We start from the raw sequence: 25,140 nt of genomic DNA, 5'->3' as shown, positions 1-25,140 counted from the left end.
TGGCGTCAGTACTGGCCCCATCGCGAGCAAGCTCGCTCCCACAGTGGGTGGTGAACACATCATTTGTGATCAGCATGAATCCCTGTGGGAGCGGCGGTGCGGCGATCCGACTTGCCCGCGATGGCGGTTGTACAAACGCATACATTCTCGCGATTGACTGCGATCCGTCAGCCGCTCAGTCTTCGGGCTCCCTTTGTGCTCGCGGAGACAGTCGATGCCCTTCGTAACGATAGACGGACAAGCCCTCCACTACATCGATCAAGGTACCGGCCCGGCGGTACTGCTGGCCGGTAGTTACCTGTGGGACCAGGCCATGTGGGCGCCGCAGATTGCCGCGCTCTCGCAACAGTATCGTGTGATAGCCCTGGAGCTGTGGGGGCACGGCCAATCCGGGCCGTTGCCTGTCGGTACGACGTCGCTGGATGACCTGGCGCGTCAGGCATTGGTCCTGCTCGACCATCTGGACATCGAGCGGGTCACGCTGGTCGGCCTGTCGGTCGGCGGCATGTGGGGCGCGCGCCTGGCGTTGTCGGCAGCGCACCGGCTCAATGGCCTGGTGTTGATGGACACCTACGTCGGCGCCGAACCGGAGCCGACTCGCCAGTATTACTTTTCACTGTTGAAGCAGATCGAAGAGGCGGGTGTCATCACGCCAGCGCTGCTGGATATCGTGGTGCCGATTTTCTTCCGGCCGGGCATTGATCCGCAATCGGCGCTCTACCGGGATTTTCGTGCTTCCCTCGCGGCTCTACCCGCGGATCGCCTGCGTGAAAGCATCGCGCCGATGGGGCGGATTACATTTGGGCGCGATGACCAGTTATCGCGTCTGGGCGAACTGGACGCAGCGACCACGCTGGTGATGTGCGGCGATCAGGACAAGCCTCGGCCACCGGGTGAAGCCCGTGAAATGGCTGAGCTGATTGGCTGCCCGTGGGTGCTGGTGCCGGAGGCGGGGCATATTTCCAATCTGGAGAACCCAGGGTTTGTGACGGAAACCTTGTTGGCATTTTTGGCCGACAGAAATTAGTCGAATCTACCGATGCCATCGCGAGCAAGCTCGCTCCCACAGGTGATCACCTTTCCCTGTGGGAGCGAGCTTGCTCGCGATGGGGGCGCTGAACTCACTTCGGCCCGAGAATCTTCGCCAACTTATCCGGCGACGGAGCGCCTTGCTGCTGTTGCAGATTGCCCTTGTCATCCATGTAGAAAATCGCCGGCGTCGCCTGCAACTCCAGCTCTTCCATCAATTGCATGTTGGCCGCGAACTTTGCCTGAATCGCCGGCGGCACTTCCTTCAAGGCCTTGAGCGAACTCTCCTTGCCAGCGGCTTCGTGATCCTGCAGGGCTTTTTCCGGGTCTTTGGCGGCGAGCAGCGCGGCGGATTTCCCCGGGCTGTCTTCGCGGATGATGCCCACCATGATGTGGCGCAACTGCACTTTGCCGGCCTTGACCCACGGTCGGGCCTGTTCCCAGAACATGTTGCAGTACGGGCAGTTCGGGTCACTGAACAGGTACACCACGCGCGGCGCATCCTTCTTGCCGTCGCCGATCCAGTTGCTGGTTTCGAACTTGGCCCAGACTTCCTTGGCCATCGGTGCATACACCAGTTTCTGCAAAGGTGCGCTGCTCAGGTCATTGCCTTCGGCGTCATACAGGTTGCCCAGCAACACGTGTTTGCCATCCGGGGTCAGGTACAGCGCCATGCCGCGGTTCTGGTATTGCGCGGCATAACCACGCAAGCCGTCGGGGGCGTCGAACTGGCCGACGATTTTCGCGCCTTTGGCCTCGATTTTCTTGATGGCATCGGGCAACTCTTCGGCCTGCACCGATGGCAGGTGCAACAGGGCAGCACCAAGGCTCAGGGTCAGCAGGTGGCGGAGGCGGGGCATGGCAGTTTCCTTGAAGAGGTGGCGGGTACGGTGTCGAAGTTTTCCAGCGCGCGGGCCAGGCTGGCTTCCGACAACTCGCCCAGATGGCTGCCCAGCAGGCGACCCTCGGGGTTGTAGAACAGCGTAGTCGGCAATGCCATGGAACCGACGGCCTGGCTCAGACGCCCACTGCCGTCGAACAGCACGTTGGACAGGCTCAGGCCCTGGGTTTCCAGAAAGATCGCGACGCTTTGCATGCTTTCTGACTGATTGACGAACAGGAACGTCAGGTCCGGCCGTTGTTGCTGGGCGTTTTCCAGCACCGGCATTTCCCGGCGGCACGGCGGGCACCAGGTGGCCCAGAGATTGATCACCAACGGGCCTCCCTTGTAGTCGGCCAGTTGCACGGTTTCGCCGGCGGCGTTGCGCAGGGTGATTTCCGGCAGGCGTGTGCCTTGTTCATAAATCGACAGGGAGAACGTCGCCAACAGCCAGAACGCCAGGCCACTGGCCACGCCAAAGCCCAATGGACGGCGCAGACCCGGGCGACGCCAGCCGCGATACAGCGTGGCGAGCAAAACGACCACGACCCCCGGCCAGGCGAGGAAACCGCCATCGCGCAGGTCGATGACCTGCCACGGATCGTTGCGATAGTGCACCCAATAGGCCGCCACGAAACTGATTCGGGCTGCCAGCATGCCCATCAGAAACAGGCTGAACAGCACCGACTCAGGGTTTTCACCACCACGCTTGGCGACCCGCCAGCCGACAAAAGTGGCCAGCGCCAGCGCACTGATCAACAGCAGGTGATTGAGCGCGATGGCAAAGGTGCCGAGGGTGAAAGTCAGCATTAACGGGCGTCTCGGGTGGTGGTCCAGCGTTGCAGGAATGTATCGGCATCGACCTCGCCGGTGATGCGCTGGCTGCGCCGCTCTTCACCGTCCACACCAATCCATAGCAGGCTCGGTGGCCCTGGCACTTGGTAACGGCCGAGCAGTTCACGGCTGGCGGCATTGTCGGCGGTGACGTCCAGTCGCAGCAAGCGCACATCGCTCAAAGCCTCGAGGACACGGGTTTTGCCGAAGACCTGTTTCTCCATGACCTTGCACGACACGCACCAGTCGGCGTAGTAGTCCAGCAGCACCCACTGACCCTGAGCCTGTGCGGCGTCGAGTTCCCGTTGCAGTGCCTGCGGATCCTTGATGGTGATGAAGGCATCGTGGCCAACCGGCACGGCGGCCACAGCCTGGTTCGAGGCGCGGTAGACCTGCAATGGCTTGAACGGATCATCGCCGCCACCGGCTGCACCGATCACCAACAGGCCACCCCATAAACCGAGCAGTAACGAACTGGCGCCAAACAGGTGCGCGATACGGCCAAAACCTTCCGACTGCTTCCAGGCGCTGTAGGCCGCGATCAACAGCAGCGCACCGCACAAGCCGACCCACAGGGATTCGTCGAGCACCGGACGCAGCATCAACAATGCGGTGGCGAGGAACAGGAAGCCGAAAATGCCTTTGACCAGGTTCATCCAGGCGCCTGGCTTGGGCATGAAACGATTGCCGACGGTCACCAGCAGCAACAGCGGCACACCGATGCCGATGCCCATGGCAAACAGAATCAATCCGCCATGCAGCGCGTTACCGCTTTGCGCGATGTAGAGCAGGGCGCCGGCCAGTGGTGCGGTCATGCAGGGGCCAACCAGCAGACCGGACAGCGCCCCCAGCACCCCGGCGCCGATCAGACTGCCGCCGCGTTGATTGCGCGAGACGTTTTCCAGGCGATCACGCACGGCCACCGGCAGTTGCAGTTCGAAGAAACCGAACATCGGCAGCGCCAGCAGCACGAAAATCGCCGCGAAACTGCCCAGCAGCCAGGGGTTCTGCAACCAGGCTTGCAGGTTCGCCCCGAGGGTGGCGGCCAGGACACCCATCGCCGCATACACCAGCGCCATGCTGACCACATAACTGCTGGCCAGGGCGAATCCGCGTCTGGGCGTGGCGCCACTGCCGACGATCAACCCAGCCAGAATCGGCAGCATTGGCAGTGAACAAGGCGTGAAGGCCAGCAACAGGCCCAGGCCGAAGAACAGCACAAGGCTCCAGCCCAGCGCCCGTTGTTGCAGGCTGCTGGCCAGCGCCTGGTCCGGCGCTTCAGTGGCCGCATTCAGTGCATTGGTATTGCCCAGGTCCACGACTCTGGTTTGTGGCGGATAACACAAACCGGCATCGGCGCAGCCCTGGTAACTGACCTTGACCTGACCGCTGGCACCCGCCGGAATTTTCAGTTCCAGGCCCTGACGGTAGACTTGCTGTTCACCGAAAAACTCGTCGCTGTGGGCTTCGCCTTCCGGTAGCACAGGATGCTGGTCGGCAGGCAAGCCATCGAACTTCAAGCGTTTCTGATACAGGTAATAGCCGTCGGTGATCTGCCAATAGAGCTGGGTTTCACCGGATTCCAGGCGTTCAGAGGTAAACGCGAAGGCTTTATCAACCGGGAGGAATTCAGGTTTGGTGTCGAACGGATTGGTTCCCGCCTGGGCCAGGCCCACGATCAAGAGAGTAAAAAGTAAAAACAGACGACGCATGGATAAGCCTTTGTCCTGTGCTAATGAGGTGCACAGTGGCGGGTGGCGATTAACCGATGATTAACCGCCCCGGCCTTGTGGCGGTGGCGCTTGCGGCATAATGTCGACTTAATCGGTCAACGGCTTAATAGGCTTTATTTCTACGAGGCTCCCCATGCACGTACTGGTTTGCGAAGACGATGAATTGATCGCCAGCGGTATCGTCGCCGGCCTGACCGCCCAGGGCCTGACCGTGGAACACGTCGCCACGGCGTCCGCCGCCCGGGCGATGCTCAAGGTCGCGGAGTTCGACGTGATGGTGCTCGACCTTGGGTTGCCGGACGAGGATGGCCTCAAGCTGCTGCAGCAGTTGCGCCATCAAGGCCTGGAGTTGCCGGTTTTGATCCTCACTGCCCGGGACTCGGTCACTGATCGCGTCGATGGCCTGCAAGCCGGTGCCGACGACTATCTGCTCAAACCGTTCGACTTGCGCGAACTCGCTGCACGCTTGCACACGCTGTTGCGGCGGGTGGCGGGGCGCAGCGTCAACCTGATCGAGCATGGTGCCCTGACCTACGACCCGAGCAGTCGCGAAACCACGCTCGCGGGGCAACCGGTGGACCTGTCGCGCCGTGAGCAGTCATTGCTGCAAGCCTTGCTGCATAACCGTGGCCGTGTGTTGTCCACCGAGCAACTCAAGGACAGCGTCTACGGTTTCAACGACGAACTGGAAAGCAACGCCCTTAACGTCCATATCCATCACCTGCGGCGCAAGCTTGGCAACGGCATTGTCGAGACCGTGCGCGGCCTGGGCTATCGCCTGGGGCCGGCTGATGGCGGAGAAAAATCGAAGTGATGAGTTTGCGTTTGCGCCTGAGTCTGACGCTCGGCGCCGCATTTGCCTTGATCTGGGCCCTGGCCGCGGCCTGGATGCTCAGCGATCTGCGCAATCAAATGATGTTTTCCCTCGACCAGCGCCTGGTGGCCTCGGCACGCATGGTCGCCGGCCTGATGGAGCAACTGCCGCCCGTGCCGAGCAAGGGCGAGGGCACCCACTTCAGTGCCGAACAGCTGAACATTCCGGGTGGCATGGCGTGCCAGGTCAGCTCGTTGCGCGGCGAAATCCTTGCCCGCAGTCACTCCGATCCGCAGCAGACCCTGGAGGCCGAGAAACTCGGGTTTCACGATCAGATGATCGACGGCGCGCCGTGGCGCAGTTTCACGTTGGCCCGGGGCGATCTGCGCATCACCACCGCTGACCGGCAGATCGAGCGTGAGGCGTTGAACATGTCGATCCTGCTGGCCGCTTCGGTGCCGGTGGGCGTGGCGCTGCTCGGTTGCCTGTGTTTGCTCTGGCTGGGCATCGGCCAGGGGCTGGCGCCGCTCAACCGCATGCGCGATGCCTTGATGCGCCGCAGCGCCGACTCCCTCGAACCCTTGCAGATCCAGCCACTGCCCAGCGAGCTGCAACCCTTGCTGGAAACCCAGAACCAGTTGCTCCAGCGCATCGGCAAGACCATTGAGCGCGAACGTCGCCTGACCGGAGACGCAGCCCACGAACTGCGCAGCCCGCTGACCGCGATCAAGACCCACCTGCAAGTGGCGCGGATGACGCAAGGCAGCGCCCGGGACCAGTCCCTGGCCCGGGCCGAAGAGGGCGCCGACCGCATGCACCGGACCCTCGAACAATTACTGTTGTTGGCGCGCGTCGAGGGCAGTCTGTCATTCGACGACGGTGTGCAGTGCAACGCCGAACAAGTGGCGAAACTGGCGATCCAGGACGCGGCAAGCGGCGATCGCCAGCGCATCAGGTTTCAGGCACCGGGCAAGGTTTCCGCGGCGCCGGTACAAATGCCCGCCGTGCTGTCGATTGCCGCGCTGCGCAACTTGCTCGACAACGCACTGCGCCATACCCCCGCCGACAAAGCGGTGGAGTTGAGCCTGGAAACCACCGGCAATCGTGTGCAGTTTGTGGTGCGCGACCATGGGCCAGGGATTGCCGAAGAAGATCTGCAACACCTGACCCAGCGCTTCTGGCGCAACGGTCAGAGCACAGGCTGTGGTTTGGGCCTGGCGATTGTCCAGGCCATCGTTCAGCGTTGCGGTTGCACGTTGCATTTCGATAGCCGACCGGACGGCTTGCGGGTTGAGCTGACAATGCCGCTGCAACCGGCCTGAAAAACACCCCTCCCCTGTAGGAGCGAGCTCTGCTCGCGATGGTCGATAACGATAACGCGTGCTTTCTGAATGCACGCGCTGTTCTTGAGTCCATCGCGAGCAGAGCTCGCTCCTGCAAAGGTTTCCGGGTTACCGCCTAAATCCCTCAAGCGCTGATGCGTTTCCAGAACAGGAAAACCTTATTGAGGGGTCGAGAGATGTCAGTCGCTACCAACCTTATCGAAGAGCAGCCGGCGACGTCCGCCGAGACGCTTTATCAATTCAACGAATCGCCATTGCTCGCCCGTCAGAGCCGGCAGGAATCCAACGCCCGCAGCTATCCGCGACGCATTCCCCTGGCACTCAAGCGCGCCAAGGGCATCTACGTCGAAGATGTCGAAGGCCGCACCTTCATCGATTGCCTGGCCGGAGCCGGAACCCTGGCCCTGGGGCACAACCACCCGGTGGTGATCGAAGCCATCCAGCAAGTGCTGGCCGATGAGCTGCCGCTGCACACCCTGGACCTGACCACGCCGGTCAAGGACCGGTTCGTCCAGGATCTGTTCGGGCTGCTGCCGCCTGCCCTGGCCGCTGAAGCGAAGATCCAGTTTTGCGGCCCGACCGGCACCGACGCCGTGGAAGCGGCACTGAAACTGGTGCGTACCGCCACAGGTCGCAGCACCGTGATCTCGTTCCAGGGGGGCTATCACGGCATGAGTCAGGGCGCGTTGAGCCTGATGGGCAGTCTGGGGCCGAAAAAGCCCTTGGGCGCCTTGCTTGGCAGCGGCGTGCAGTTCATGCCGTACCCTTACGATTACCGCTGCCCGTTCGGGCTCGGCGGCGCGCAAGGGGTCAAAGCCAACCTGAGTTACCTGGAAAACCTGCTCAATGATCCCGAGGCTGGTGTGCAATTGCCGGCGGCGGTGATCGTGGAAGTGGTGCAGGGCGAGGGCGGGGTGATTCCGGCGGATCTGGACTGGTTGCGCGGTGTGCGGCGGATCACTGAACAGGCGGGTGTCGCGCTGATCGTCGATGAAATCCAGAGTGGCTTCGCCCGCACCGGCAAGATGTTCGCCTTCGAGCATGCCGGGATCATTCCCGATGTCGTGGTGATGTCCAAGGCCATCGGTGGCAGCCTGCCGCTGGCGGTGGTGGTCTATCGCGACTGGCTCGACACCTGGCTGCCGGGCGCCCATGCCGGGACGTTCCGTGGCAACCAGATGGCCATGGCCGCCGGTTGCGCGGTGATGCGTTATCTGGTCGAACACAAGGTCTGCGAGCATGCCGCCGCGATGGGCGAGCGTCTGGCCGAGCACCTGCGCATCCTGCAGCGGGACTTCCCGCAACTGGGGGACATTCGCGGACGTGGCTTGATGCTCGGCGTCGAACTGGTGGACCCGACGGGCGCGCTGGATGCCCAAGGCCATCCGCCGGCTTTCGCCCGCCTGGCACCACTGGTGCAGCGCGAATGCCTCAAGCGTGGCTTGATCCTGGAACTCGGTGGCCGCCACGGCGCGGTGGTGCGCTTCCTGCCGCCACTGGTGATTACCGCTGCGCAAATCGATCGCGTGGCCGAGATTTTCGGGCGAGCCCTGGCCGCCGCCACGGCCCATCCTTAAATTTTCCGCCCTGCGGATCGTTCCTTCTACATAACGGTTGCGTGCACAACGCAACCCGCCCGAAAACGATGGAGAGACAGCATGACGTCAGTATTCGACCGCGAGGACATCCTCTTTCAGGTCGTGGTCAACCACGAAGAGCAATACTCGATCTGGCCCGACTACAAAGCCGTGCCACAAGGCTGGCGCACCGTGGGTAAAAGCGGGCTGAAAAAGGAATGCCTGGCCTACATCGAAGAAACCTGGACCGACATGCGTCCATTGAGCCTGCGGCAGAAGATGGACGAGCAGGCGGCTGTGGCGCACTGATCCGTCATGCAAAAAGAAGCCCGCTGGACTGGTGACAGTCAGCGGGCTTTTTCAGGTCTGGAGTCTTGTGTCGCCTATCAGGCCGCTATCGCGAGCAAGTTCGCTCCCACAGTGATCTGCGGCATGGCACATATCCTGTGGGAGCGAGCTTGCTCGCGATGAACGATAACGCGGTCGTACAGACCTTAAACGCCGCTCAACCCCTTGATCAGCAAATCCACATTCCCCTCCAGTTCCGCGACCGGGTCCTCGGCATCGGTACTCAGCACCACCAACCGGCTACCCGACCCGGCAATCACCGCTTTCAGCGCATCCGACGGCTGCCGGTGATGCAGCACCACCGTCACGTCATTATCCTTGAGCGTTGCGCCCAATTGCTTCAGCGCCTCCGGTGTCCACTCGGCATCGGCGCGTGCATCCTGGCCGATCAATTCCAGATTGAGACCGCCGATCAGGTAGCCGAAGTGATCGCTGAGACTCATCACACTGAGGTTGTCCACATTGGCCAACCGCGCTTCGCTGTCGGCACTGAGCTTGAGCAAACGCTGCTTGAGCGATGCCAGGTTGGCGTCGATCTTCGGCTTGGCCTTGGGGGCCAGGCGCACCAGGTCCGCCGCCATCACATCGGCCATGCGCCCCATGTTATTGCTGGAGAACCACGGCTGACTGTTCAGCCCGTCGACCTTGTTGTCGGGCTGTACGGCTATGCCGGGCAGGGCGCCGTCCACGGGGCGAGCGGCGTCGACTTCGACGATGCGGATATTGCTGCGCCGGGCGATCGGGTACAGCGGGTCATCCGGCCACAGTGAGCGCAGGCCGATCACCGCATCGGCGTCGCTTGCCAGTTTGGCCAGCGCCGGGGCGCCACGGCCGGTGAAGTAGGCGGTCTGGCGGCTGCCGGGCAGGTTGGCCGGGGTCGCGCGTTCGAGGCTGACATCGGTGCCCTTGAGCAAGACCTCACCCAGGCCATAGGTAATCGGCAAGGAGGCCAGCACACGCAGCGGTTTGCCGTTGTCGGCGGCCATGGTCGTTGTCGCCAGCCCGCACAGGGCGACGGCGAGGGTCAGTTGGCGCAGTGAAAAAATCATTTATCCAAGGTTCCCTTTCAGGCTGGGGACGACGCCGCGCGCGATGGCGGCCAGGGCGAAGGCGATACCGGCCACTAGGATGATCGCGGCGCCGGACGGGATCGGCAGGTCGAAGACAATCGGTGCAAGAATCCCGCACAGTGTGCTGACCGTGGCGATCAGCACCGAACACCAGAAAAAGCCCTTCAGCGATTGGCTGAGCAGGCGTGCTGCGGCGGCCGGAATCACCAGCAGGGCGCCCACCAGAATCGCGCCGATGACCTTCACGGCGGCAACGGTAATCAGCGTCACCAGAATCACGAACAGATAATCCAGGGTTTTCACCGCCACCCCGCGCACCGCCGCCAGTTGCGGGTTGAAACTGGCGAGCATGATGCGGTTGTACAAAGGCAAGGCCAGGGCCATGACCAGCGAACCGACGATGGCCAGCACCAGCAGGTCATTGCCATTGACCGTCAGCACCGAGCCGAACAGCACGTTTTCCAGAATGTGTACGTTGATCTTGCCCGCCAGAATCAGCAGCAGGCTCGCGCCCAAGGCGAGCGACACCGAGAGAAACACGCCGATCAAGGTATCTGGCGCCAGACCGGTGCGGTTGCGCAGGTAATTGAGCAGGATGCCGAACAGCAGGCAGTAGCCGAACAGGCTGCCGTAGGGGCCGGTGTAGGGTTCGCCGAGCAGGATGCCGATGGCCACGCCGGTCAGGGCGGCGTGACCGACCGCCTCGGAGAAAAACGCGAAGCGCTTGACCACCACCAACGTGCCCAGGCCTCCCAGTACCGGGCCGATCAACAGGCCGGCGAGCAGGGCGTTAACCACGAATCCATAGGCCAGCGCCTCGGGCAGATAACCCGACGACGCCCAGCCCTGGACCATCAGGCGAAAAGCTTCGTAACTCATCAGGCAAGGCTCCGTGGGTGGGTCGAGAACAGATTCAACAGACGCTCCGGTGTCAGCGCCTGTTGCGGCGTGGCGTCGAACAGCACCCGGCGATTGAGCCCGGTGACGTGATCGGCCAGGCGCCCGACCGCTTCCAGGTCGTGCTCGATCCACAGTACGGTGATGCCCGCCGCTCGCCAGTCGCCGAGCAAGCGTTCGAACACCCGGATGCCGGCCTCATCGAGGGCCGACATCGGTTCGTCGAGCACCAGCAATTGCGGAGGCGGAATCAGCCCCTGGGCGAGCAACACCCGTTGCCGTTCGCCGCCGGACAGCGCGCCCATGCGGCGCTTGCGTTTGTCCTGCATGCCGACCCGCTCCAGCGCCTCGCCAATCGCCGTCGCGTAGTGTTTGCTCAAGCCGAGAAAGGCCGGGCGACGCTGGCACATGGCGGCCATGAAATCGTCGACGGTCATTGGCAAGCCCCGGTCGAACTCCAGTGCCTGTGGCACATAGCCGATGGTCCCCGGCTCGGCTGGCCAATGCTGGCTCAAGCGGCCCTGGTGAGGCATTTGCCCGAGCAGGGTCTTGATCAGCGAACTCTTGCCACCGCCATTGGGGCCGACCAGTGCGTGCACACTGCCGGGGCGGACCTGAAAGGTAACGTTGTCGAGGATCGTCGTGCGCCCGAGGGTCAGGCTGACGCCTGCAAAATCCAATGTCGGCCCCGAAACCTGTGGGAGCGAGCTTGCTCGCGATGGCGGTGTATCAGGCAACATGGTGGTCGACTGACACGACGCCTTCGCGAGCAAGCTCGCTCCCACAGGGGATTCTGCATCGGCCAGGATGGTTTCTTTCGATGTCATTGGCCCGACTCCTGAATCGCCCGCACCACAGTGTCGAGGTTGCCGGTCATTTCCTTTTCGTACTTGTCGGTGGTGTATTCGCCGTAGGAAATATGCGACAGCGGATACAGCTTCACGCCGGATTCGCGCTGGATGGTGTCGACGTAAGTGGAAGGAAAGTCCATCTCCGAGAAGATCACCTTCACGTCCAGTTCACGCAGTTGATCGATGGTTTTTTTCAGCTGGCTCGGGCTTGGCTCGATACCGTGGGCGGGCTCGACCACGGCCGTCACTTCGAGGCCGAATTCGCGCAGCAGATAGTCGTAGGCCGCGTGTACCGTGGCCACCCGCAGTTCCGCGTTCGGTGCCTGGGTCAGTTTGGCCAGGGCGTCGGCGCGCATCTTGCGCAGGCGCTTGCCGTAGGCGCGGGCGTTCTCGGTGTAGGTTTTGGCATTGGCGGGATCGAGCTTGCCTAGCTCCCGGGCAATGTTGTTGACCTGGGCAATCGAGGCGCTGATCGACAGGAAGGTGTGCGGGTTCACCACCTTGCCGGCACCGCGTGCGGCCACGCCGGTGGCGGCCAGTAGCGGTACGTTCTCGTTGGCTTCGATTACCGGCACGTTCGGGGTTTCGCTGGCGGCGATCATGCGGTCGGCGAAGTCGTCATGGCCGACACCGTTGAGCACAATCACGTCCAGCCCGCTGATGCGCTTGATGTCTTCGGCGCGGGGCTCGTAGGCATGTGGGTTGAAACCGGCCGGAATCAGCGGCACCACCTCGGCCTTGTCGCCGACGATGTTCGCCACGTAGCTGTAGTAGGGATGCAGGGTGATGCCGATGCGCAGGCGCTTGGCTTCGTCGGCGCTGGCCAGGGATGGCAGCAGGCAGGCGAGCAAACCGACCAGCAGCAGGCGCAAAAAAGAACATTGAGATGAATTGGGCATGGGAAAGCGGTCTTCTCTCGGAAAAAGGCGAGGGTTCAGTGCCGGTGCTGGCGGGTCACACCGGCATCGAATTGCGCGATGACCTGCTGCCAGCCGGCGCTTTCGAGCGCGGCATCGCTGAGGTCGGCCGGTGCCGTGAGCGTGCTGGTGCGGTTGAGCCAGATGTCCGGTGCAGCGTCGGCGGTTGCGCTCAGGCGCAGCAGAAACGAACCGGCGACCGTCGGCATCTGGCTCCGGCCGAAATAGGCCTTGGCGTCGAGCATTTGCCAGGCATGGCCACCCCGGCTGACGGAGCTGGCGTCCCGGGCAAACGGGGCAAACCCTTCCTCGGCCAGCAACTCGGGTGTCGGCAGCGCTTGCTGTTCCTGGCGCAGCAAATGGATCTCGTCCAGCGTCACCCGCAAATCGGCGTAGATACCTTGCTCGGATGCACTGAGGTCACGGCGCGCATCCAGTTGATGGCTGCTGACGCTGCTCACCTCATGGGATTCACCGCGCCAGAGCACCACCGAGCCGGCCACCGCCAGGATCGTCAGGCACAGCAGCAGAACATAGAGGGTTTCGTGACCGGCCCCGGCCGGGCGCACGACTTGGGTCGTTGGAGTGCTCATGGTGCCTCGATGTCCGCTTGGTCGATTTCCACGACGTGACCGGGGCCGGCATCGAACAGCACATAGAACTCGGCGCCGGGCTTCTTGAAGGTCAGGGTCGAATCAGGCCCGAGCTTGCCCGGCACCAGGATGGTTTCGTCGTAGCCGATCACATCGAGGGTCACGCCAGGAGCGCCGCTGCCGTCGGAAAAACCGCCGGTGCACTTGATCTGCTCCGCGTCGATGGCCTTGCATTCGCACATCGGATTGTGGGCCAGGGCGGCGGCGCTGAAGCCGGCGCAGAGCACCAGCAACACGGCGTTGAGCGGGCGAAGAGGGGTGATCATGGTTTGCCTCCTTGTTTGTTCAGCCAGGCGATAGTGGCGGGGGAGGCCTGGCTCAAAGGAATGGATGCCTGATGCATGGCGCCGTCCCAGCCTTCCATGGTGATCCACAGTTCGGCGTCGGCCGTGGTCTTTTCCGGGACGGGCAGCGAGGCACCCATGCGGTACGGGGTGCCGAAGAAAATCACCCCGGCGGCGCGCAGGCTGCGGGGCTTGCCGATACGCAGGTAAGTGGCCTTGACCTGGCCGATACAGGCCTCGCACAACGCGGCGTTGAAACCTTTCATGTAACCGGCCGGGCCGTCGAGCATGGGCGCGGCGTTGCGCAATTCCGCCAGGCGCAGGCTCCAGGGACCGACCCGGACTTCGCCGACCTCCCGTTCGCCAAGGCCACTGTCGCCGCGCATCAATGCCTCGTCGGCGAAGTACTTGGGCATGAAACCCAGGGGAATCAGCAGTAACAGGACGTTCAGGTGAAAGCGCCATTTGTGCCAGAACACGTGCAGGCGCGAGGGTTGCGAGACCGCAGTGACTTTGCTCACAGGTGGGCCTCCGACGGTTCGTTGTTCGTGACCGGTTGCGCCGCGCTGCTACGCTGTTTTTTGTTGCTGCGCTTGAAGGCATTGGCCGTGGCCAGTGCCGTGCGTTTGGTCCAGATCAGCAGACCGCTGAGCACCATCATGCTCAGCAACAGGCCGAAGAACGCCCAGATCAGCTTGATCCACAGGCCACCGAAATCGCCGGTGTGCAACGGGCGCATGGACTCGGTGACGAACTCCAGGGTCGAACGGTCCGAGATCAGGCGCGAGGCGGCGATTTCGCCGTTGTACGGGTTGATCGTGGCGGTCTGGAACATCAACGGATACCAACCGCGTCCGCCGACATCCAGGTGGCTGTAGGCATTGCCCGGCAAACTGACAAAGCTGGCCTCCAGCCCGGAGATTTTCTGCGTGGCGATTTCAATCGCGCGGTCGAGGTCGATACGCGGCGGGGGCGAGCCATCGGCTGACAGCGGCACCGCTTCGCGGGACATCGCCGGGATGATCTTTTCCGTGGAAATGGAAATCTGGTTATCGAACAGCAATGCCTGGATCAGGAACCAGGTGCCGGTGATGGAAATCACCGCGATGAACCAGATCGACCAGATGCCGCTCAAGCGGTGAAAGTCGCCCCAGAAAATCCGCGCGCCGTGGCGAATACGCAGGGTTGGCCGAAAAAAGCCTTTCCAGAAGCGTTTGTAGACCACCAGCCCCGTGACCAGCGACGCCAGTAGCGGCAAGCCGAGAAACGACACCAGGTACCAGCCCCAGCTGTAACCGTTGGTGAACGGCACCAGCCACCAGCCGTGCAGCGCCCGGGTGAAGGCGCGGAAGTTGAACTCCGGCGCGACACCCTGGATCACGCCGCTGTACGGATTGACATAAATCACCACCGAGCGCCCGTCGGGGTAGCTGACTTCGACATCCAGGGCGAAATGCGACTCGTCGGGGCGGCTGATGCTCTGCACCACGGTCTGCGGTTCGGCCTTGTTGATGGCCTCGATGACCTGCTGATAACTGAGTAGCGGGGCGTCGTCCGAGGGCTGGCTGGCGCGCATTGGCGGGTTGGTCAGCCAGACGATCTCCTGACTGATGACGGCCAGGGTTCCGGTTACACAGACGATCAGCACGAAAAACCAGATCGGCAATGCCAGCCAGCTATGGACCAGAAACCAGATTTTTGAACGGGACTTCTTTGACATGTTGGAGGTCTTGCCTGGATGAGGGGCAGCTCGGCTGCGGGCTTCGCAGGGATGAGCGCCCAGAAGGTCCGGTCGTGGCTTTTGCCTACGCGAAAGGACTGCATCTAAGTAGGACGGATGAGCAGGGGAAATCCCGAAAGGGGAAATGAAAGAAAATGTTTCTCATTGTCGACAGGTCGCGGGCGGGCTTGCTTGCGCAAGTGATTGGCATGTCGGCGGTGCTGCTGAAGACGGGACCCTTGTGGGAGCGAGCCTGCTCGCGAAGAGGCCCGCTCCAGCACCAAAGATATCAACCCTGGGCAAACATCTCCTTGGCCCGTTGTTCGATCTGTTCCTGAGTCAGGTCTTCCTTGTGCGTGGCCAGGAACCACAGGTGCCCGTAGGGATCTTTCAAGGTCCCTGAACGGTCGCCGTAAAACTGATCCTTGACCTCCGATACAACGGTTGCGCCGGCATCGATCGCCTGTTTGTAGGACTTGTCGACATCCGTCACGTACAAATGCAGACCCACGGACGGCGAATTGTCCGGGTTGCTCAGCGGTCCTTGATCGCATGGCGTGCCCAGCATGATCGGGCAATCGCCGATGCGCAGTTCCGCGTGGCCGACACCGCCATCGGGCATGTCCAGGCGCATGATTTCAATGGCGCCGAAGGCTTTTTTGTAGAAGGCGATGGCTTCGGCGGCTTTGTTGATGCCCAGATAGGGGGTGACGCTGTGATACCCCTCTGGAATGGGTTTGACGCTCATGATGGAACTCCCTGTTGTTGTTTTGTGAATGGAAAGTACCTGTGCCGTTGTACGACCGAATAAATATAGGCCAGCCTCTTTCGCCTCACCGAGTGCCCGACGAGCAGCAGCGCCATTCAAGTGCCATCAAGTTGGCTCCAACCAGTGCGCTCCTGGCCCGCGCTCTCCCAGCACATCGCCTGCGTTGCGCAATGGACAAGCCTCCATCGACAGGCAACCACACCCGATGCAGCCGTTGAGGCGATCGCGCAGCAGGGTCAGTTGGTTGATGCGCTCATCCAGTTCCCGGCTCCATTGCGCCGACAGCATTTTCCAGTCCGCCGCCGTCGGTGCCCGGTTGTCGGGCAGCGACTTGAGGGCTTCGCCGATCTCCGCCAAAGGAATTCCCAGGCGCTGGGCAACCTTGATCAAGGCCACCCGTCGCAGCACTTCCCTGGGATAGCGGCGCTGGTTGCCTTGATTGCGGTTGCTCTTGATCAGCCCCTTGGACTCATAGAAGTGCAGCGCCGTGACCGCCACACCGCTGCGCGCCGCGACTTGGCCGACGGTAAGTTCCTTGTGCAGGTTTTCCGGGGTGATCATTTAAAAATTGCCTCTTGACCTCTAGTTAGCTTGAGGTTTTACCCTGCACACCTTCGGATCGCAAGATTCGCCTTACATGTGAGTGGGGGACATTTCATGCAAGCCTCAGAGAACAATCGCAGCTTTACTCAACTGATCGAATTCGAGATCGAGCCGCATCAACAACCCGCGCTGGTATTGGCATTGTCGGCGCAGACCGAACATCTGGCCCGGCAGCACCGCGGCTTTCTCAGTGCCAGCATCCAGGCCAGCGATGATGGCCGGCGGGTACTCAATTATCTGCAATGGCAAACCCGCGAAGCCGGGGAGGCTGCGTTCCGGTCCTTTGAAAGCGGCGAAGAGGATTTCTGGCAGTTGATCCGCGCCCATCAGGCGAAGGCCGTGACCTTCGGCTCGTTCCAGGTCCTGCACAGCCTGGAGCGCAGCCACGACAATGCATTGCACTGCAGCCTGGTGGGCTGGCGCTGACAAGGGCAATGATCGCCATTTCTTGATAGCCACTATTGAAAGCGTTGATTTCTGCTGCCCGGGAGGCGCGGGTAGCCTGTGTTCATTGCCTCGAACCCAGTCGCCAGGACGCCAGAAATGAAACCGATGATCGCCACTTTGCTGATGCTCGCCGTCTCCGTACTCGCCGGATGTGCCAGCCATGTTTCCCCTGAGCTTCGGCCTTACACTGCTGAAGAAAGCAAGGAACTGGCGCTGGAAGCGCTGAACCGCCGCGGATTGTCCTTCGACGAGTACCACGCGAAAAAAGCCGAGCTGCTCGGTCAGCCGCAAAAGTCGTTCGGTTTCGACAACCAGGGTGAAATGAACGTCGGGCGATCTGTACAGCTTCACGGTCGTCCGAGCTGAGGCGAAACTGTACTGCTCCAAGTTTCGCGTAACTGTCCATGGGTTTCGCCGAAGGTGTGCGATAGGGTCAACACCTGACCGACCCTGACGGACTGCCACCCATGACGCTCTCACTCGACCTGCTGCTGGGCTTCGCCCTGTTTGCCCTCGTCACCTCGATCACGCCCGGCCCGAACAACACCATGTTGCTGGCCTCCGGGGTGAACTTCGGCTTCAACCGCACGATTCCGCACATGCTCGGCATCACTTGTGGCTTCTTCATACTGGTGGTGGCGGTCGGCTTTGGCCTTGGCGCGGTGTTCCAGACCTACCCTTTGCTCTACACCGTGCTGCGTTATGTGGGGGCGGCGTATTTGCTGTATCTGGCGTGGAAAATCGCCCATTCCGGGCCAATGTCGGAGAGCCAGCAGGGCGAGGCGAAACCGATCAGCTATCTGGGTGCCGCCGCGTTCCAGTGGGTCAATCCCAAGGCCTGGATCATGGCCATTGGCGCTATCAGCACTTACACGCCGATGCAGGGATACTTCACGAATGTGATCGTGATCGCGGCCGTCTTTGCGATCATCAACCTGCCGAGCGTGGGTGTCTGGGCCGCTTGCGGCACGCTGTTGCGCAATGTTCTGAAGGATCGCCGCTGGCTGCGCCTGTTCAATTGGGGCATGGCTGCGCTGCTTGTGGGTTCGCTGTATCCGCTGATACTCGAAAGCTTTAGCTGACGCATTGCTTCAACCGGTTGCCCGATGCCTGTTAAGCTGACTTTTCAGGAGCGTTCCTACGCACTTTTAAATGAAGTAATTCTTCTTTAACGGCATCCGATCAGGTATTGGTAACGTTCTGAAAACCGCGCGCAGCTCACAAGGCTGCGCTTTGCCGTTTGCAGTCACGAGCTTCCTGATCCCGGAACACGCTCTGCGAGTCTTTTATGAATAAACGTCCGTTGTATTTCGATTACGCCGCCACCACGCCGGTGGATGAGCGGGTCATCAAGGTGATGATCGAGTGTCTGGGCTTTACCGGCAATTTCGGCAACCCTGCTTCCAGTTCCCACGTCTTCGGCCAGCAGGCCCGGCAATCAGTCGAACAGGCGCGACGCCAGGTCGCCGAACTGGTCGGCGCGACACCCGGGCAGATCGTCTGGACCTCCGGCGCCACCGAATCCAACAACCTCGCGCTCAAAGGCGTGGCCCAAGCCCGCCGCATTGGCGGTGGCCATATCATCACCAGTCAGATCGAACACAAGGCCATTCTCGATACCGCCAGGCAACTGGAGGATGCCGGTGTCGCGGTGACCTACCTGGTGCCGGACGCCGAGGGCCTGATCACGGCGCAAGCAGTCAGCGAAGCCATGCGCGAAGACACCTTCCTGGTGTCGCTGATGCTGGTCAACAACGAACTGGGCACCCTCAACGACATTCCCGCCATCGGTCAGATCGTGCGTGATCGCGGGGTGTTGTTCCATGTCGACGCCGCACAGGGCGCGGGCAAAGTGGCGATCGACCTCGCACTGTGGCCGGTGGACCTGATGTCGTTTTCCGCGCACAAGCTCTACGGCCCCAAGGGCATCGGCGCGTTGTACGTCGGTCCGCGTGCACAACAGCGTTTGCAGGCGCAGATCCATGGCGGCGGGCATGAGGGCGGTTTGCGCTCCGGCACACTGGCGACCCATCAGATCGCGGCCATGGGCGCGGCCTTTGCACTGGCGGCGGCTGCGTTCGATGAAGAGAAAGCCACCATCGTGCGTTTGCGTGAACGCTTGCTCGAGCAGTTGCAGAGCGTTCCCGGCGTGCGTCTCAACGGCAGCCCGACCCGGCGCATTCCCCATACCCTGAGCCTGACCTTCGACGAAGGCGAGTTCAACCCGGCGGCGTTGCTGGCCTCGATCGCGTTTTCCGCGACCTCGGCCTGCAATTCCGCGAGCAATACCCCATCCCATGTACTGCTGGCCCTGGGGCACGATGCCCGCTCGGCCGGTCGCACCATCCGCTTGAGCCTCGGGCGTTTCACCACCGAGCAGGACATCGATCAGGCGGTTCAACTGATCAAGGCAGCCTGCGCCAGTGCTCCGGCATTCTGGCAATAGGGCGACGAAGCGCCGACATTGATCGGCACTCAACAATAATGATGAAGTGGTTAGCAGGAGACACGATGAATACGCAGCTTTCGATCAATGGATCGGTGCCCCAGCGCCTGGCGCAAACCCGCGAACTGATGAGCCGGGAGGGCATTTATGCCTTGCTGGTGCCGTCGGCCGACCCGCACCTGTCCGAATACCTGCCGGGTTACTGGCAGGGGCGCCAGTGGTTGTCGGGTTTCCATGGTTCGGTCGGCACCCTGATCGTGACCCCGGATTTTGCCGGCGTCTGGGCCGACAGCCGTTATTGGGAGCAGGCGACCAAGGAGCTCAACGGCAGCGGCATTGATCTGGTCAAGCTGCAACCGGGTCAACCCGGACCACTGGAATGGCTGGCCGAGCAAACCCCCGAGGGTGGCGTTGTCGCGGTCGATGGCGCGGTCATGGCCGTGGCTTCGGCACGGACCCTGGGCGGTAAACTGGAAGAGCGTGGCGCTCGCCTGCGCACCGACATCGACCTGCTGAGCGGCGTCTGGAGCGACCGCCCAGGCCTGCCGAACGAACCGATCTATCAGCACTTGCCACCACAGGCGACCGTCAGCCGTGGCGAAAAACTCGCCAAACTGCGTGAAACCCTGCAGGCGCGGGGTGCCGACTGGCATTTCATCGCCACCCTGGATGATATCGCCTGGCTGTTCAACCTGCGTGGCGGCGACGTTTCGTTCAACCCGGTGTTTGTTTCTTTCGCCTTGATCAATCAGCAACAGGCCACGCTGTTTGTCGCCTTGAGCAAAGTCAGCGCCGAACTGCGCGCCATCCTCGAACGGGACGGGGTGACCTTGCGCGATTACAGCGAAGTCGCTACTGCATTGCGTGCCGTACCGAGCGGCGCGAGCCTGCAAGTCGATCCGGCGCGGGTCACGGCAGGGTTGCTGGACAACCTCGACAGTGGGGTGAACCTGATCGAAGGCCTGAACCCGACCACCCTGGCCAAATCGCAAAAAAGCCTGGCCGATGCCGAACACATCCGTCAGGCCATGGAACAGGACGGCGCAGCACTGTGCGAATTCTTTGCCTGGCTGGATTCGGCGCTGGGGCGCGAGCGCATCACCGAACTGACCATCGACGAAAAACTCACCGCGGCCCGTGAACGTCGTCCGGATTATGTGTCTCTGAGTTTCAACACCATTGCCGCGTTCAACGCCAATGGCGCGATGCCGCATTACCATGCCACCGAAGAAGAACACGCGGTGATCGAAGGGGACGGCCTGCTGCTGATCGACTCCGGCGGCCAGTACCTGGGCGGCACCACCGACATCACGCGCATGGTTGCGGTGGGAACACCGACCGATGAGCAAAAACGCGATTGCACCCGCGTGCTCAAGGGTGTGATTGCCTTGTCCCGCGCGCAGTTCCCGAAAGGCATTCTGTCGCCGCTGCTCGATGCCATCGCCCGTGCGCCCATCTGGGCGGAAAGTGTCGACTACGGTCACGGCACCGGTCATGGTGTCGGTTACTTCCTGAACGTCCACGAAGGTCCGCAAGTCATTGCTTATCAGGCCGCGCCTGCCCCGCAAACCGCGATGCAACCCGGCATGATCACCTCCATTGAACCGGGCACCTATCGTCCGGGTCGTTGGGGTGTGCGTATCGAAAACCTGGCGATGAACCGTGAGGCAGGCAAAAGCGAATTCGGCGAGTTCCTCAAGTTCGAAACGCTGACCCTGTGCCCGATCGATACGCGCTGCCTGGAAACCTCGCTGCTTTCGGACGAGGAAAAGCAGTGGTTTAACGCCTACCACGCCGAAGTGCGCGAGCGCCTGAGTCCGTTGGTCGAAGGTGCCGCGCTGGAGTGGCTCAATACCCGCACGGCGGCTATCTGATCGGGAGCTGCTATTGGTTCCTGCGTAGCTGTTTGTTTATGTGCAGCTCAGGCGCTTTGTCCAGCGCCTGAGACATAGAGCGGCAAAGGGGCAGTTGGTGGTCGAGATTCAGCTCAAGGCTTCGAGCACGAAGTCCAGTCGATCCTGGCCGAAGTACAGCTGATTGTCGACAAACATGCTTGGGGCTCCGAATACGCCTCGCTGTACGGCTTTTTCGGTGTTGTCCTTGAGCAGGGCTTTTACTTCTTCATCGGCGGTCAGGGCCAACACCTCTTGCGGATCGAAAGCGTTTTCGCTGAGCACTGCCGCGACGGTTGCCGGTTCATCCAGGCTGCGACCCTCGACCCATATGGCCTTGAACAGGCAATCGATGAAAGCTGCAAAGCGTTCAGGGTGGCGCAACTGCATGCCTGTTACGGCGCGCATGAGCATCAAGGTGTTGATCGGGAAGTGGGGATTGAATTTCAGAGGCACGCCGTAGCGTTTGGCGTAGCGGTCCAGATCCTCAAACATGTAGCGGCCTTTGGCCGGGACAGTCGCCGGAGAGGCGTTACCGGTGGCTTTGAACACTCCGCCCAACAAGAGCGGAATGTAGATCAACCGGGTGTCGGTTTGCGCGCAGATCTTCGGTAGCTGGGTGTAGGCCAGATAGGTGGCGGGGCTGCCGAGGTCGAAGTAGAACTCCACGGTTTTGCTCATGTTCAAGGCGCTCGTCTTATTGTTGTGTGTGGGGGGAATTACCAGCGTTCGCTCCAGGGACGCAGGTCCAGTTCGAAAGTCCAGGCGTCGCGGGGCTGGCTGTGCAGGTACCAGTAATTCTCGGCAATGTGTTCGGGGTTAAGGATGCCGTCCTGATCCTTGGTCGCGTATTTCTCGGGGAAGCTGTCGCGGATGAAATCGGTATCGATGGCGCCGTCGACGACGACATGGGCAACGTGAATATTCATGGGGCCGAGCTCTCGGGCCATGCTTTGCGCCAGCGCACGAATGCCGTGCTTGGCACCGGCAAATGCGGCGAACCCGGCTGCGCCACGCAGGCCTGCAGTGGCGCCGGTGAACAGGATCGTGCCCCGCTGGCGCTTGGCCATGCGTTTGGCCACTTCACGCGCATTGAGAAAACCGGAAAAACAGGCCATTTCCCAGATCTTGAAATACTTGCGGGCGGTTTCTTCGAGAATGCTGCACGGCACGTTCGCGCCGATGTTGAACACGAATGCCTCGATAGGGCCGATCTCGCTTTCTATCTGCTCGACCAGTGCGACCACGTCGTCTTCCTTGCGGGCGTCGCAGGCGAAACCGTGGGCCTCGCCACCATCGGCCTTTATGGCATCCACCAATGGCTGGAGTTTGTCCGCACTGCGGCGGGTAACGCAGGTGACAAAACCCTCCCGGGCAAAACGCTTGGCAATGGCGCCACCCGTGGCATCACCTGCACCGACGATAAGAACGACCTTCTTGTTATTCATGGGTAGATCCCTTTTGGTAAACGATCGTTAACTAAACGAACGTTATGCTATGATTCGACAGACGTCAAGGCGAGCAAGCTAGGGAGAAAGGCAATGCGTTATTCGGCCAGTCACAAGCTGGAAACCAGGCAAAGGCTGCTGGAAAGCAGTGCGGTATCGGCCAAGAAGTCCGGATTTTCAACGGTGGGCGTGGACGGCCTGATGAAAGCGATTGGCTTGAGTGGCGGCGCCTTCTATAGCCATTTCTCGTCGAAAGACGAGTTGTTCGCCAGCATTGTCGAGCGTGAGTTGGGGCAAAGCCTGACGCGACTGGGGGAGGGAAAGGACCGTGACAAGCTGGAACGCTGCTTGAAGCAGTACCTGAGCATGTCTCACGTCGAGAATCCGGAAACCGGTTGTGCATTGCCGGCATTGGGGGCGGAAATTGCCCGTTCCGACCTGACTGTCCGTCAACAGGCAGAGCACTGGATTTGTCGGCTTCAGGAAAGTTGGGCGGGTATTCTGCAAAGCGACAGCCTGGCGTGGGCGATTCTGTCGCAATGTATTGGCGCGCTGGTCGTAGCGCGCATGCTGGCTAGCCCGGATATCCAGCGCACAGTGCTGAACTCCAGCTACGAGGAAATTGGCCGTCAGATCGCAAGCCCGAGAACCTGACCCGACGGCCCTGCCTATTTGCAGATGACAATCATGCTGCGGCTGGTATAACCCGCAGGATTGAGGCCAAACGGGTAATCGCCGGGCTCTTCCACTGAATCTCCCGACTTGGCAATGACCTTGTATCCCTTGGGGGCGCAGGAATTGGCGGCGCTGGCGTAGCACTTGTCCCAGGACGAAGACAGTCCGGAACAGTTGATGTGCAGCCCTTTCTTACCGTGCTTGATCTGTGTTTCCGAAGTCGCTGCGCAGCCCGCAATTGCAAGTACGGCGATCAGCATCAAAAATCGTTTCATTACTGTCCTTATAGCGTCCCCGGATCTTGTGCCCGGGTTTGGCCGCTTTCACTTTCGCTTGACGCGTACCGATATCCCTATCTGAAATGGTCCATGTCATGACACTGGGGTGCGGGGCTAAACATGGCCTAATTGAGCGGCAAATACCAGAGCCGTTTCATATCTGCTTTCAATCCGCCGCTACGGCTGGTCTGGTGCTAGTGCTCATGGTCATGGTGGCACCGACGGATGCCAGAATGATGCACATGATTGCCATCCATTGTGACAGCGAGAGGTATTCATGAAGGAACAGCAAGCCAGATAGCGCGCCGAAGGCTGGCTCGATACTCATCAGTGTGCCGAAGGTTCTGGCCGGCATGCGGGTCAGCGCGATCATCTCCAGGGTGTAGGGGAGGGCTGTGGACAGGATGGCGACGCCAAGGGCTATAGGGATCAATGACGGGCTCAGCAGAGCTGAGCCTGCATGGACAATACCGATGGGGGCTACGAAGAGCGCAGCGATCATTACCCCCAGCGCGGCGGTTTGCACGCCATTGTCGGCCCCGGCTTTTTGACCGAACAAAATGTACAGTGCCCAGCAGACCCCTGCGCCCAAGGCATAACCGGCGCCTACAAGATCGATGCCGGTGGTCGTTTCTCCCGTCGGTATCAGTAACAGTAAGCCTGCGGCAGCCAGGGCAATCCACAAAAAGTCGATCGCGCGACGCGAGGCGTAGATCGCCACCGCCAGTGGGCCGGTGAATTCAAGCGCCACCGCGATGCCCAGCGGGACGGTTTGCAACGACATATAGAAGAGGAAGTTCATGCCGCCCAGCGCCATTCCGTAGACGATGACGGTGCGCAGGGACTTTGCAGTGAATTTTGCCCGCCATGGACGCAGTATCAGCATCATGATCACACTGGCAAAAATCAGTCGTAATGTTGTCGTCCCCTGGGGGCCCACAACGGAGAACATGCTTTTGGCCAGGGAGGCTCCGGACTGGATCGATGCCATGGCTATGAGCAGCAGCCCAACCGAGAACAGGGTAGAGGCTAGGCTGCGAGGCTGGTCATTCATTACGTGGCATCGTCCGAAATATAGGAATCAGGGCGTTTCTATTTGTGTTGGGCAATATACTGCGCATTCCTTGCAGGCGCGTCTATATATAAGCAGTGTTTTTGCACATGTCGATAGAAAACCTAAATCAATGCTTGACGGCAGATTCCAGGTGTCTATAATTCGCCCCACTTCCGGCGCAGTCGAAACGGAAAACTCCTTGGTAAACAAAGAGTTACGCAGTTTTCGACAGCAGGTTGCTTCAGTTCATCGAAGCCGAAAGGGAGTTGAAAAAGAGGTGTTGACAGCAGCGTGTAACGCTGTAGAATTCGCCTCCCGCTGATGAGAGATCTGAAGCGCAAGTGGTTGAAGTTGAAAAGGAAACTTGGAAAACTTCTGAAAATAATCACTTGACAGCAAATGAGGCTGCTGTAGAATGCGCGCCTCGGTTGAGACGAAAGATCTTAACCAACCGCTCTTTAACAACTGAATCAAGCAATTCGTGTGGGTGCTTGTGGAGTCAGACTGCTAGTCAACAGATTATCAGCATCACAAGTTACTCCGCGAGAAATCAAAGATGTAACCAACGATTGCTGAGC

The 25,140-nt window shown here is 61.0% G+C and carries 28 protein-coding genes; 11 read left to right on the top strand and 17 right to left on the bottom strand.

Features of this window, described 5'->3' with window-relative positions; translation table 11 throughout:
* Positions 1-214 precede the first annotated feature (214 nt).
* Entirely contained in the window at positions 215-1,027 is an 813-nt protein-coding gene (locus PSJE_RS09250; protein WP_090457017.1) for an alpha/beta fold hydrolase, read from the top strand.
* 94 nt (positions 1,028-1,121) lie between these two features.
* Here the strand turns inward: PSJE_RS09250 and dsbG are convergent, their stop codons facing one another.
* From dsbG to dsbD, 3 genes are read right to left on the bottom strand one after another with little or no spacing between them, the layout of a single operon-like run.
* Positions 1,122-1,889, bottom strand: coding sequence for a thiol:disulfide interchange protein DsbG (gene dsbG, locus PSJE_RS09245; RefSeq protein ID WP_057713862.1), 768 nt, complete (start codon positions 1,887-1,889; stop codon positions 1,122-1,124).
* Positions 1,865-2,719, bottom strand: coding sequence for a TlpA disulfide reductase family protein (locus tag PSJE_RS09240; RefSeq protein WP_090457015.1), 855 nt, complete (start codon positions 2,717-2,719; stop codon positions 1,865-1,867). Before PSJE_RS09240 ends, dsbG begins: the two co-directional genes overlap by 25 nt.
* Complete coding sequence (gene dsbD, locus PSJE_RS09235; protein WP_090457013.1) at positions 2,719-4,455, bottom strand: protein-disulfide reductase DsbD; 1,737 nt, start codon at positions 4,453-4,455, stop codon at positions 2,719-2,721. The genes PSJE_RS09240 and dsbD overlap by 1 nt, the downstream gene beginning before the upstream one ends.
* Positions 4,456-4,609: 154 nt before the next feature.
* On the opposite strand from dsbD, the gene PSJE_RS09230 reads away from it, so the two are divergent.
* From PSJE_RS09230 to PSJE_RS09215, 4 genes are all read left to right on the top strand, one after another.
* Positions 4,610-5,290 carry a response regulator gene (locus PSJE_RS09230; RefSeq protein WP_057713866.1) on the top strand — a complete coding sequence of 227 codons (681 nt, stop codon included), beginning with the start codon at positions 4,610-4,612 and terminating at the stop codon, positions 5,288-5,290.
* Positions 5,287-6,612, top strand: a complete 1,326-nt coding sequence (locus PSJE_RS09225; protein WP_090457011.1) for an ATP-binding protein — start codon at positions 5,287-5,289, stop codon at positions 6,610-6,612. Before PSJE_RS09230 ends, PSJE_RS09225 begins: the two co-directional genes overlap by 4 nt.
* A 197-nt stretch (positions 6,613-6,809) precedes the next feature.
* Complete coding sequence (locus PSJE_RS09220; RefSeq protein WP_090457010.1) at positions 6,810-8,210, top strand: aspartate aminotransferase family protein; 1,401 nt, start codon at positions 6,810-6,812, stop codon at positions 8,208-8,210.
* A gap of 81 nt (positions 8,211-8,291) precedes the next feature.
* The gene (locus PSJE_RS09215) at positions 8,292-8,519 is read left to right on the top strand and encodes an MbtH family protein (protein WP_057713869.1); all 228 of its coding nucleotides are present in this window, start codon (positions 8,292-8,294) and stop codon (positions 8,517-8,519) included.
* Between the two features lie 185 nt (positions 8,520-8,704).
* On the opposite strand, the gene PSJE_RS09210 is transcribed toward PSJE_RS09215, so the two are convergent.
* From PSJE_RS09210 to soxR, 10 genes are all read right to left on the bottom strand, one after another.
* Complete coding sequence (locus PSJE_RS09210) at positions 8,705-9,607, bottom strand: metal ABC transporter substrate-binding protein (RefSeq protein ID WP_090457008.1); 903 nt, start codon at positions 9,605-9,607, stop codon at positions 8,705-8,707.
* Positions 9,608-10,507, bottom strand: coding sequence for a metal ABC transporter permease (locus PSJE_RS09205; protein ID WP_003226663.1), 900 nt, complete (start codon positions 10,505-10,507; stop codon positions 9,608-9,610).
* On the bottom strand, positions 10,507-11,265 hold the full coding sequence (locus PSJE_RS09200) for a metal ABC transporter ATP-binding protein (RefSeq protein ID WP_167362898.1): 759 nt from the start codon (positions 11,263-11,265) through the stop codon (positions 10,507-10,509). The genes PSJE_RS09205 and PSJE_RS09200 overlap by 1 nt, the downstream gene beginning before the upstream one ends.
* 83 nt (positions 11,266-11,348) lie before the next feature.
* Positions 11,349-12,275: a metal ABC transporter substrate-binding protein gene (locus PSJE_RS09195; protein ID WP_090457004.1), complete on the bottom strand. Its 927-nt coding sequence runs from the start codon at positions 12,273-12,275 to the stop codon at positions 11,349-11,351.
* Between the two features lie 35 nt (positions 12,276-12,310).
* Positions 12,311-12,886, bottom strand: a complete 576-nt coding sequence (locus tag PSJE_RS09190) for a DUF6162 family protein (protein ID WP_090457002.1) — start codon at positions 12,884-12,886, stop codon at positions 12,311-12,313.
* Positions 12,883-13,212 (bottom strand): hypothetical protein, encoded by a 330-nt coding sequence (locus PSJE_RS09185; protein ID WP_057713874.1) that lies wholly within the window; start codon positions 13,210-13,212, stop codon positions 12,883-12,885. The genes PSJE_RS09190 and PSJE_RS09185 overlap by 4 nt, the downstream gene beginning before the upstream one ends.
* On the bottom strand, positions 13,209-13,751 hold the full coding sequence (locus PSJE_RS09180) for a thiamine pyrophosphate-binding protein (RefSeq protein ID WP_090457000.1): 543 nt from the start codon (positions 13,749-13,751) through the stop codon (positions 13,209-13,211). The genes PSJE_RS09185 and PSJE_RS09180 overlap by 4 nt, the downstream gene beginning before the upstream one ends.
* Positions 13,748-14,950, bottom strand: a complete 1,203-nt coding sequence (locus PSJE_RS09175; protein ID WP_090456998.1) for a PepSY-associated TM helix domain-containing protein — start codon at positions 14,948-14,950, stop codon at positions 13,748-13,750. The genes PSJE_RS09180 and PSJE_RS09175 overlap by 4 nt, the downstream gene beginning before the upstream one ends.
* A gap of 289 nt (positions 14,951-15,239) precedes the next feature.
* Positions 15,240-15,698 carry a VOC family protein gene (locus PSJE_RS09170; protein ID WP_057713877.1) on the bottom strand — a complete coding sequence of 153 codons (459 nt, stop codon included), beginning with the start codon at positions 15,696-15,698 and terminating at the stop codon, positions 15,240-15,242.
* A 126-nt stretch (positions 15,699-15,824) separates the two neighbouring features.
* Positions 15,825-16,280, bottom strand: a complete 456-nt coding sequence (soxR, locus tag PSJE_RS09165; RefSeq protein ID WP_090456997.1) for a redox-sensitive transcriptional activator SoxR — start codon at positions 16,278-16,280, stop codon at positions 15,825-15,827.
* Between the two features lie 96 nt (positions 16,281-16,376).
* Here soxR and PSJE_RS09160 point away from each other — a divergent pair, with 96 nt between their 5' ends.
* The 5 genes from PSJE_RS09160 (at position 16,377) to PSJE_RS09140 (ending at position 21,089) form a co-directional block, all read left to right on the top strand.
* A complete protein-coding gene (locus tag PSJE_RS09160) occupies positions 16,377-16,748 on the top strand; it encodes an antibiotic biosynthesis monooxygenase (protein ID WP_090456995.1) in 372 nt (123 codons plus the stop codon).
* Positions 16,749-16,865: 117 nt separating this feature from the next.
* Positions 16,866-17,135: a hypothetical protein gene (locus PSJE_RS09155; protein ID WP_057713880.1), complete on the top strand. Its 270-nt coding sequence runs from the start codon at positions 16,866-16,868 to the stop codon at positions 17,133-17,135.
* 101 nt (positions 17,136-17,236) lie between these two features.
* Positions 17,237-17,851, top strand: coding sequence for a LysE family translocator (locus PSJE_RS09150; RefSeq protein WP_090456994.1), 615 nt, complete (start codon positions 17,237-17,239; stop codon positions 17,849-17,851).
* A gap of 206 nt (positions 17,852-18,057) precedes the next feature.
* Positions 18,058-19,215, top strand: coding sequence for a cysteine desulfurase family protein (locus tag PSJE_RS09145; RefSeq protein WP_090456992.1), 1,158 nt, complete (start codon positions 18,058-18,060; stop codon positions 19,213-19,215).
* A 65-nt stretch (positions 19,216-19,280) separates the two neighbouring features.
* Positions 19,281-21,089 carry an aminopeptidase P family protein gene (locus PSJE_RS09140; protein WP_090456990.1) on the top strand — a complete coding sequence of 603 codons (1,809 nt, stop codon included), beginning with the start codon at positions 19,281-19,283 and terminating at the stop codon, positions 21,087-21,089.
* 108 nt (positions 21,090-21,197) lie between these two features.
* Here the strand turns inward: PSJE_RS09140 and PSJE_RS09135 are convergent, their stop codons facing one another.
* Both PSJE_RS09135 and PSJE_RS09130 read right to left on the bottom strand, forming a co-directional pair.
* A complete protein-coding gene (locus PSJE_RS09135) occupies positions 21,198-21,788 on the bottom strand; it encodes a 2-hydroxychromene-2-carboxylate isomerase (RefSeq protein WP_057713884.1) in 591 nt (196 codons plus the stop codon).
* Between the two features lie 38 nt (positions 21,789-21,826).
* Entirely contained in the window at positions 21,827-22,555 is a 729-nt protein-coding gene (locus PSJE_RS09130) for an SDR family oxidoreductase (RefSeq protein ID WP_057713885.1), read from the bottom strand.
* 93 nt (positions 22,556-22,648) lie between these two features.
* Between PSJE_RS09130 and PSJE_RS09125 the strand changes: the two genes are divergently transcribed.
* Positions 22,649-23,209, top strand: coding sequence for a TetR/AcrR family transcriptional regulator (locus tag PSJE_RS09125; RefSeq protein ID WP_090456989.1), 561 nt, complete (start codon positions 22,649-22,651; stop codon positions 23,207-23,209).
* Positions 23,210-23,223: 14 nt separating this feature from the next.
* Here the strand turns inward: PSJE_RS09125 and PSJE_RS09120 are convergent, their stop codons facing one another.
* Together PSJE_RS09120 and rhtA are read right to left on the bottom strand one after the other, a co-directional pair.
* Positions 23,224-23,505 (bottom strand): hypothetical protein, encoded by a 282-nt coding sequence (locus PSJE_RS09120; RefSeq protein ID WP_090456987.1) that lies wholly within the window; start codon positions 23,503-23,505, stop codon positions 23,224-23,226.
* Between the two features lie 169 nt (positions 23,506-23,674).
* The gene (gene rhtA / locus PSJE_RS09115) at positions 23,675-24,562 is read right to left on the bottom strand and encodes a threonine/homoserine exporter RhtA (RefSeq protein WP_090456985.1); all 888 of its coding nucleotides are present in this window, start codon (positions 24,560-24,562) and stop codon (positions 23,675-23,677) included.
* Between the last annotated feature and the right edge of the window lie 578 nt (positions 24,563-25,140).

This window comes from Pseudomonas jessenii, from assembly GCF_002236115.1.
Classification (GTDB): domain Bacteria; phylum Pseudomonadota; class Gammaproteobacteria; order Pseudomonadales; family Pseudomonadaceae; genus Aquipseudomonas; species Aquipseudomonas jessenii.
Note: the sequence above shows the minus strand (reverse complement) of the source record. Positions and strands in the feature narration are given on the sequence as shown.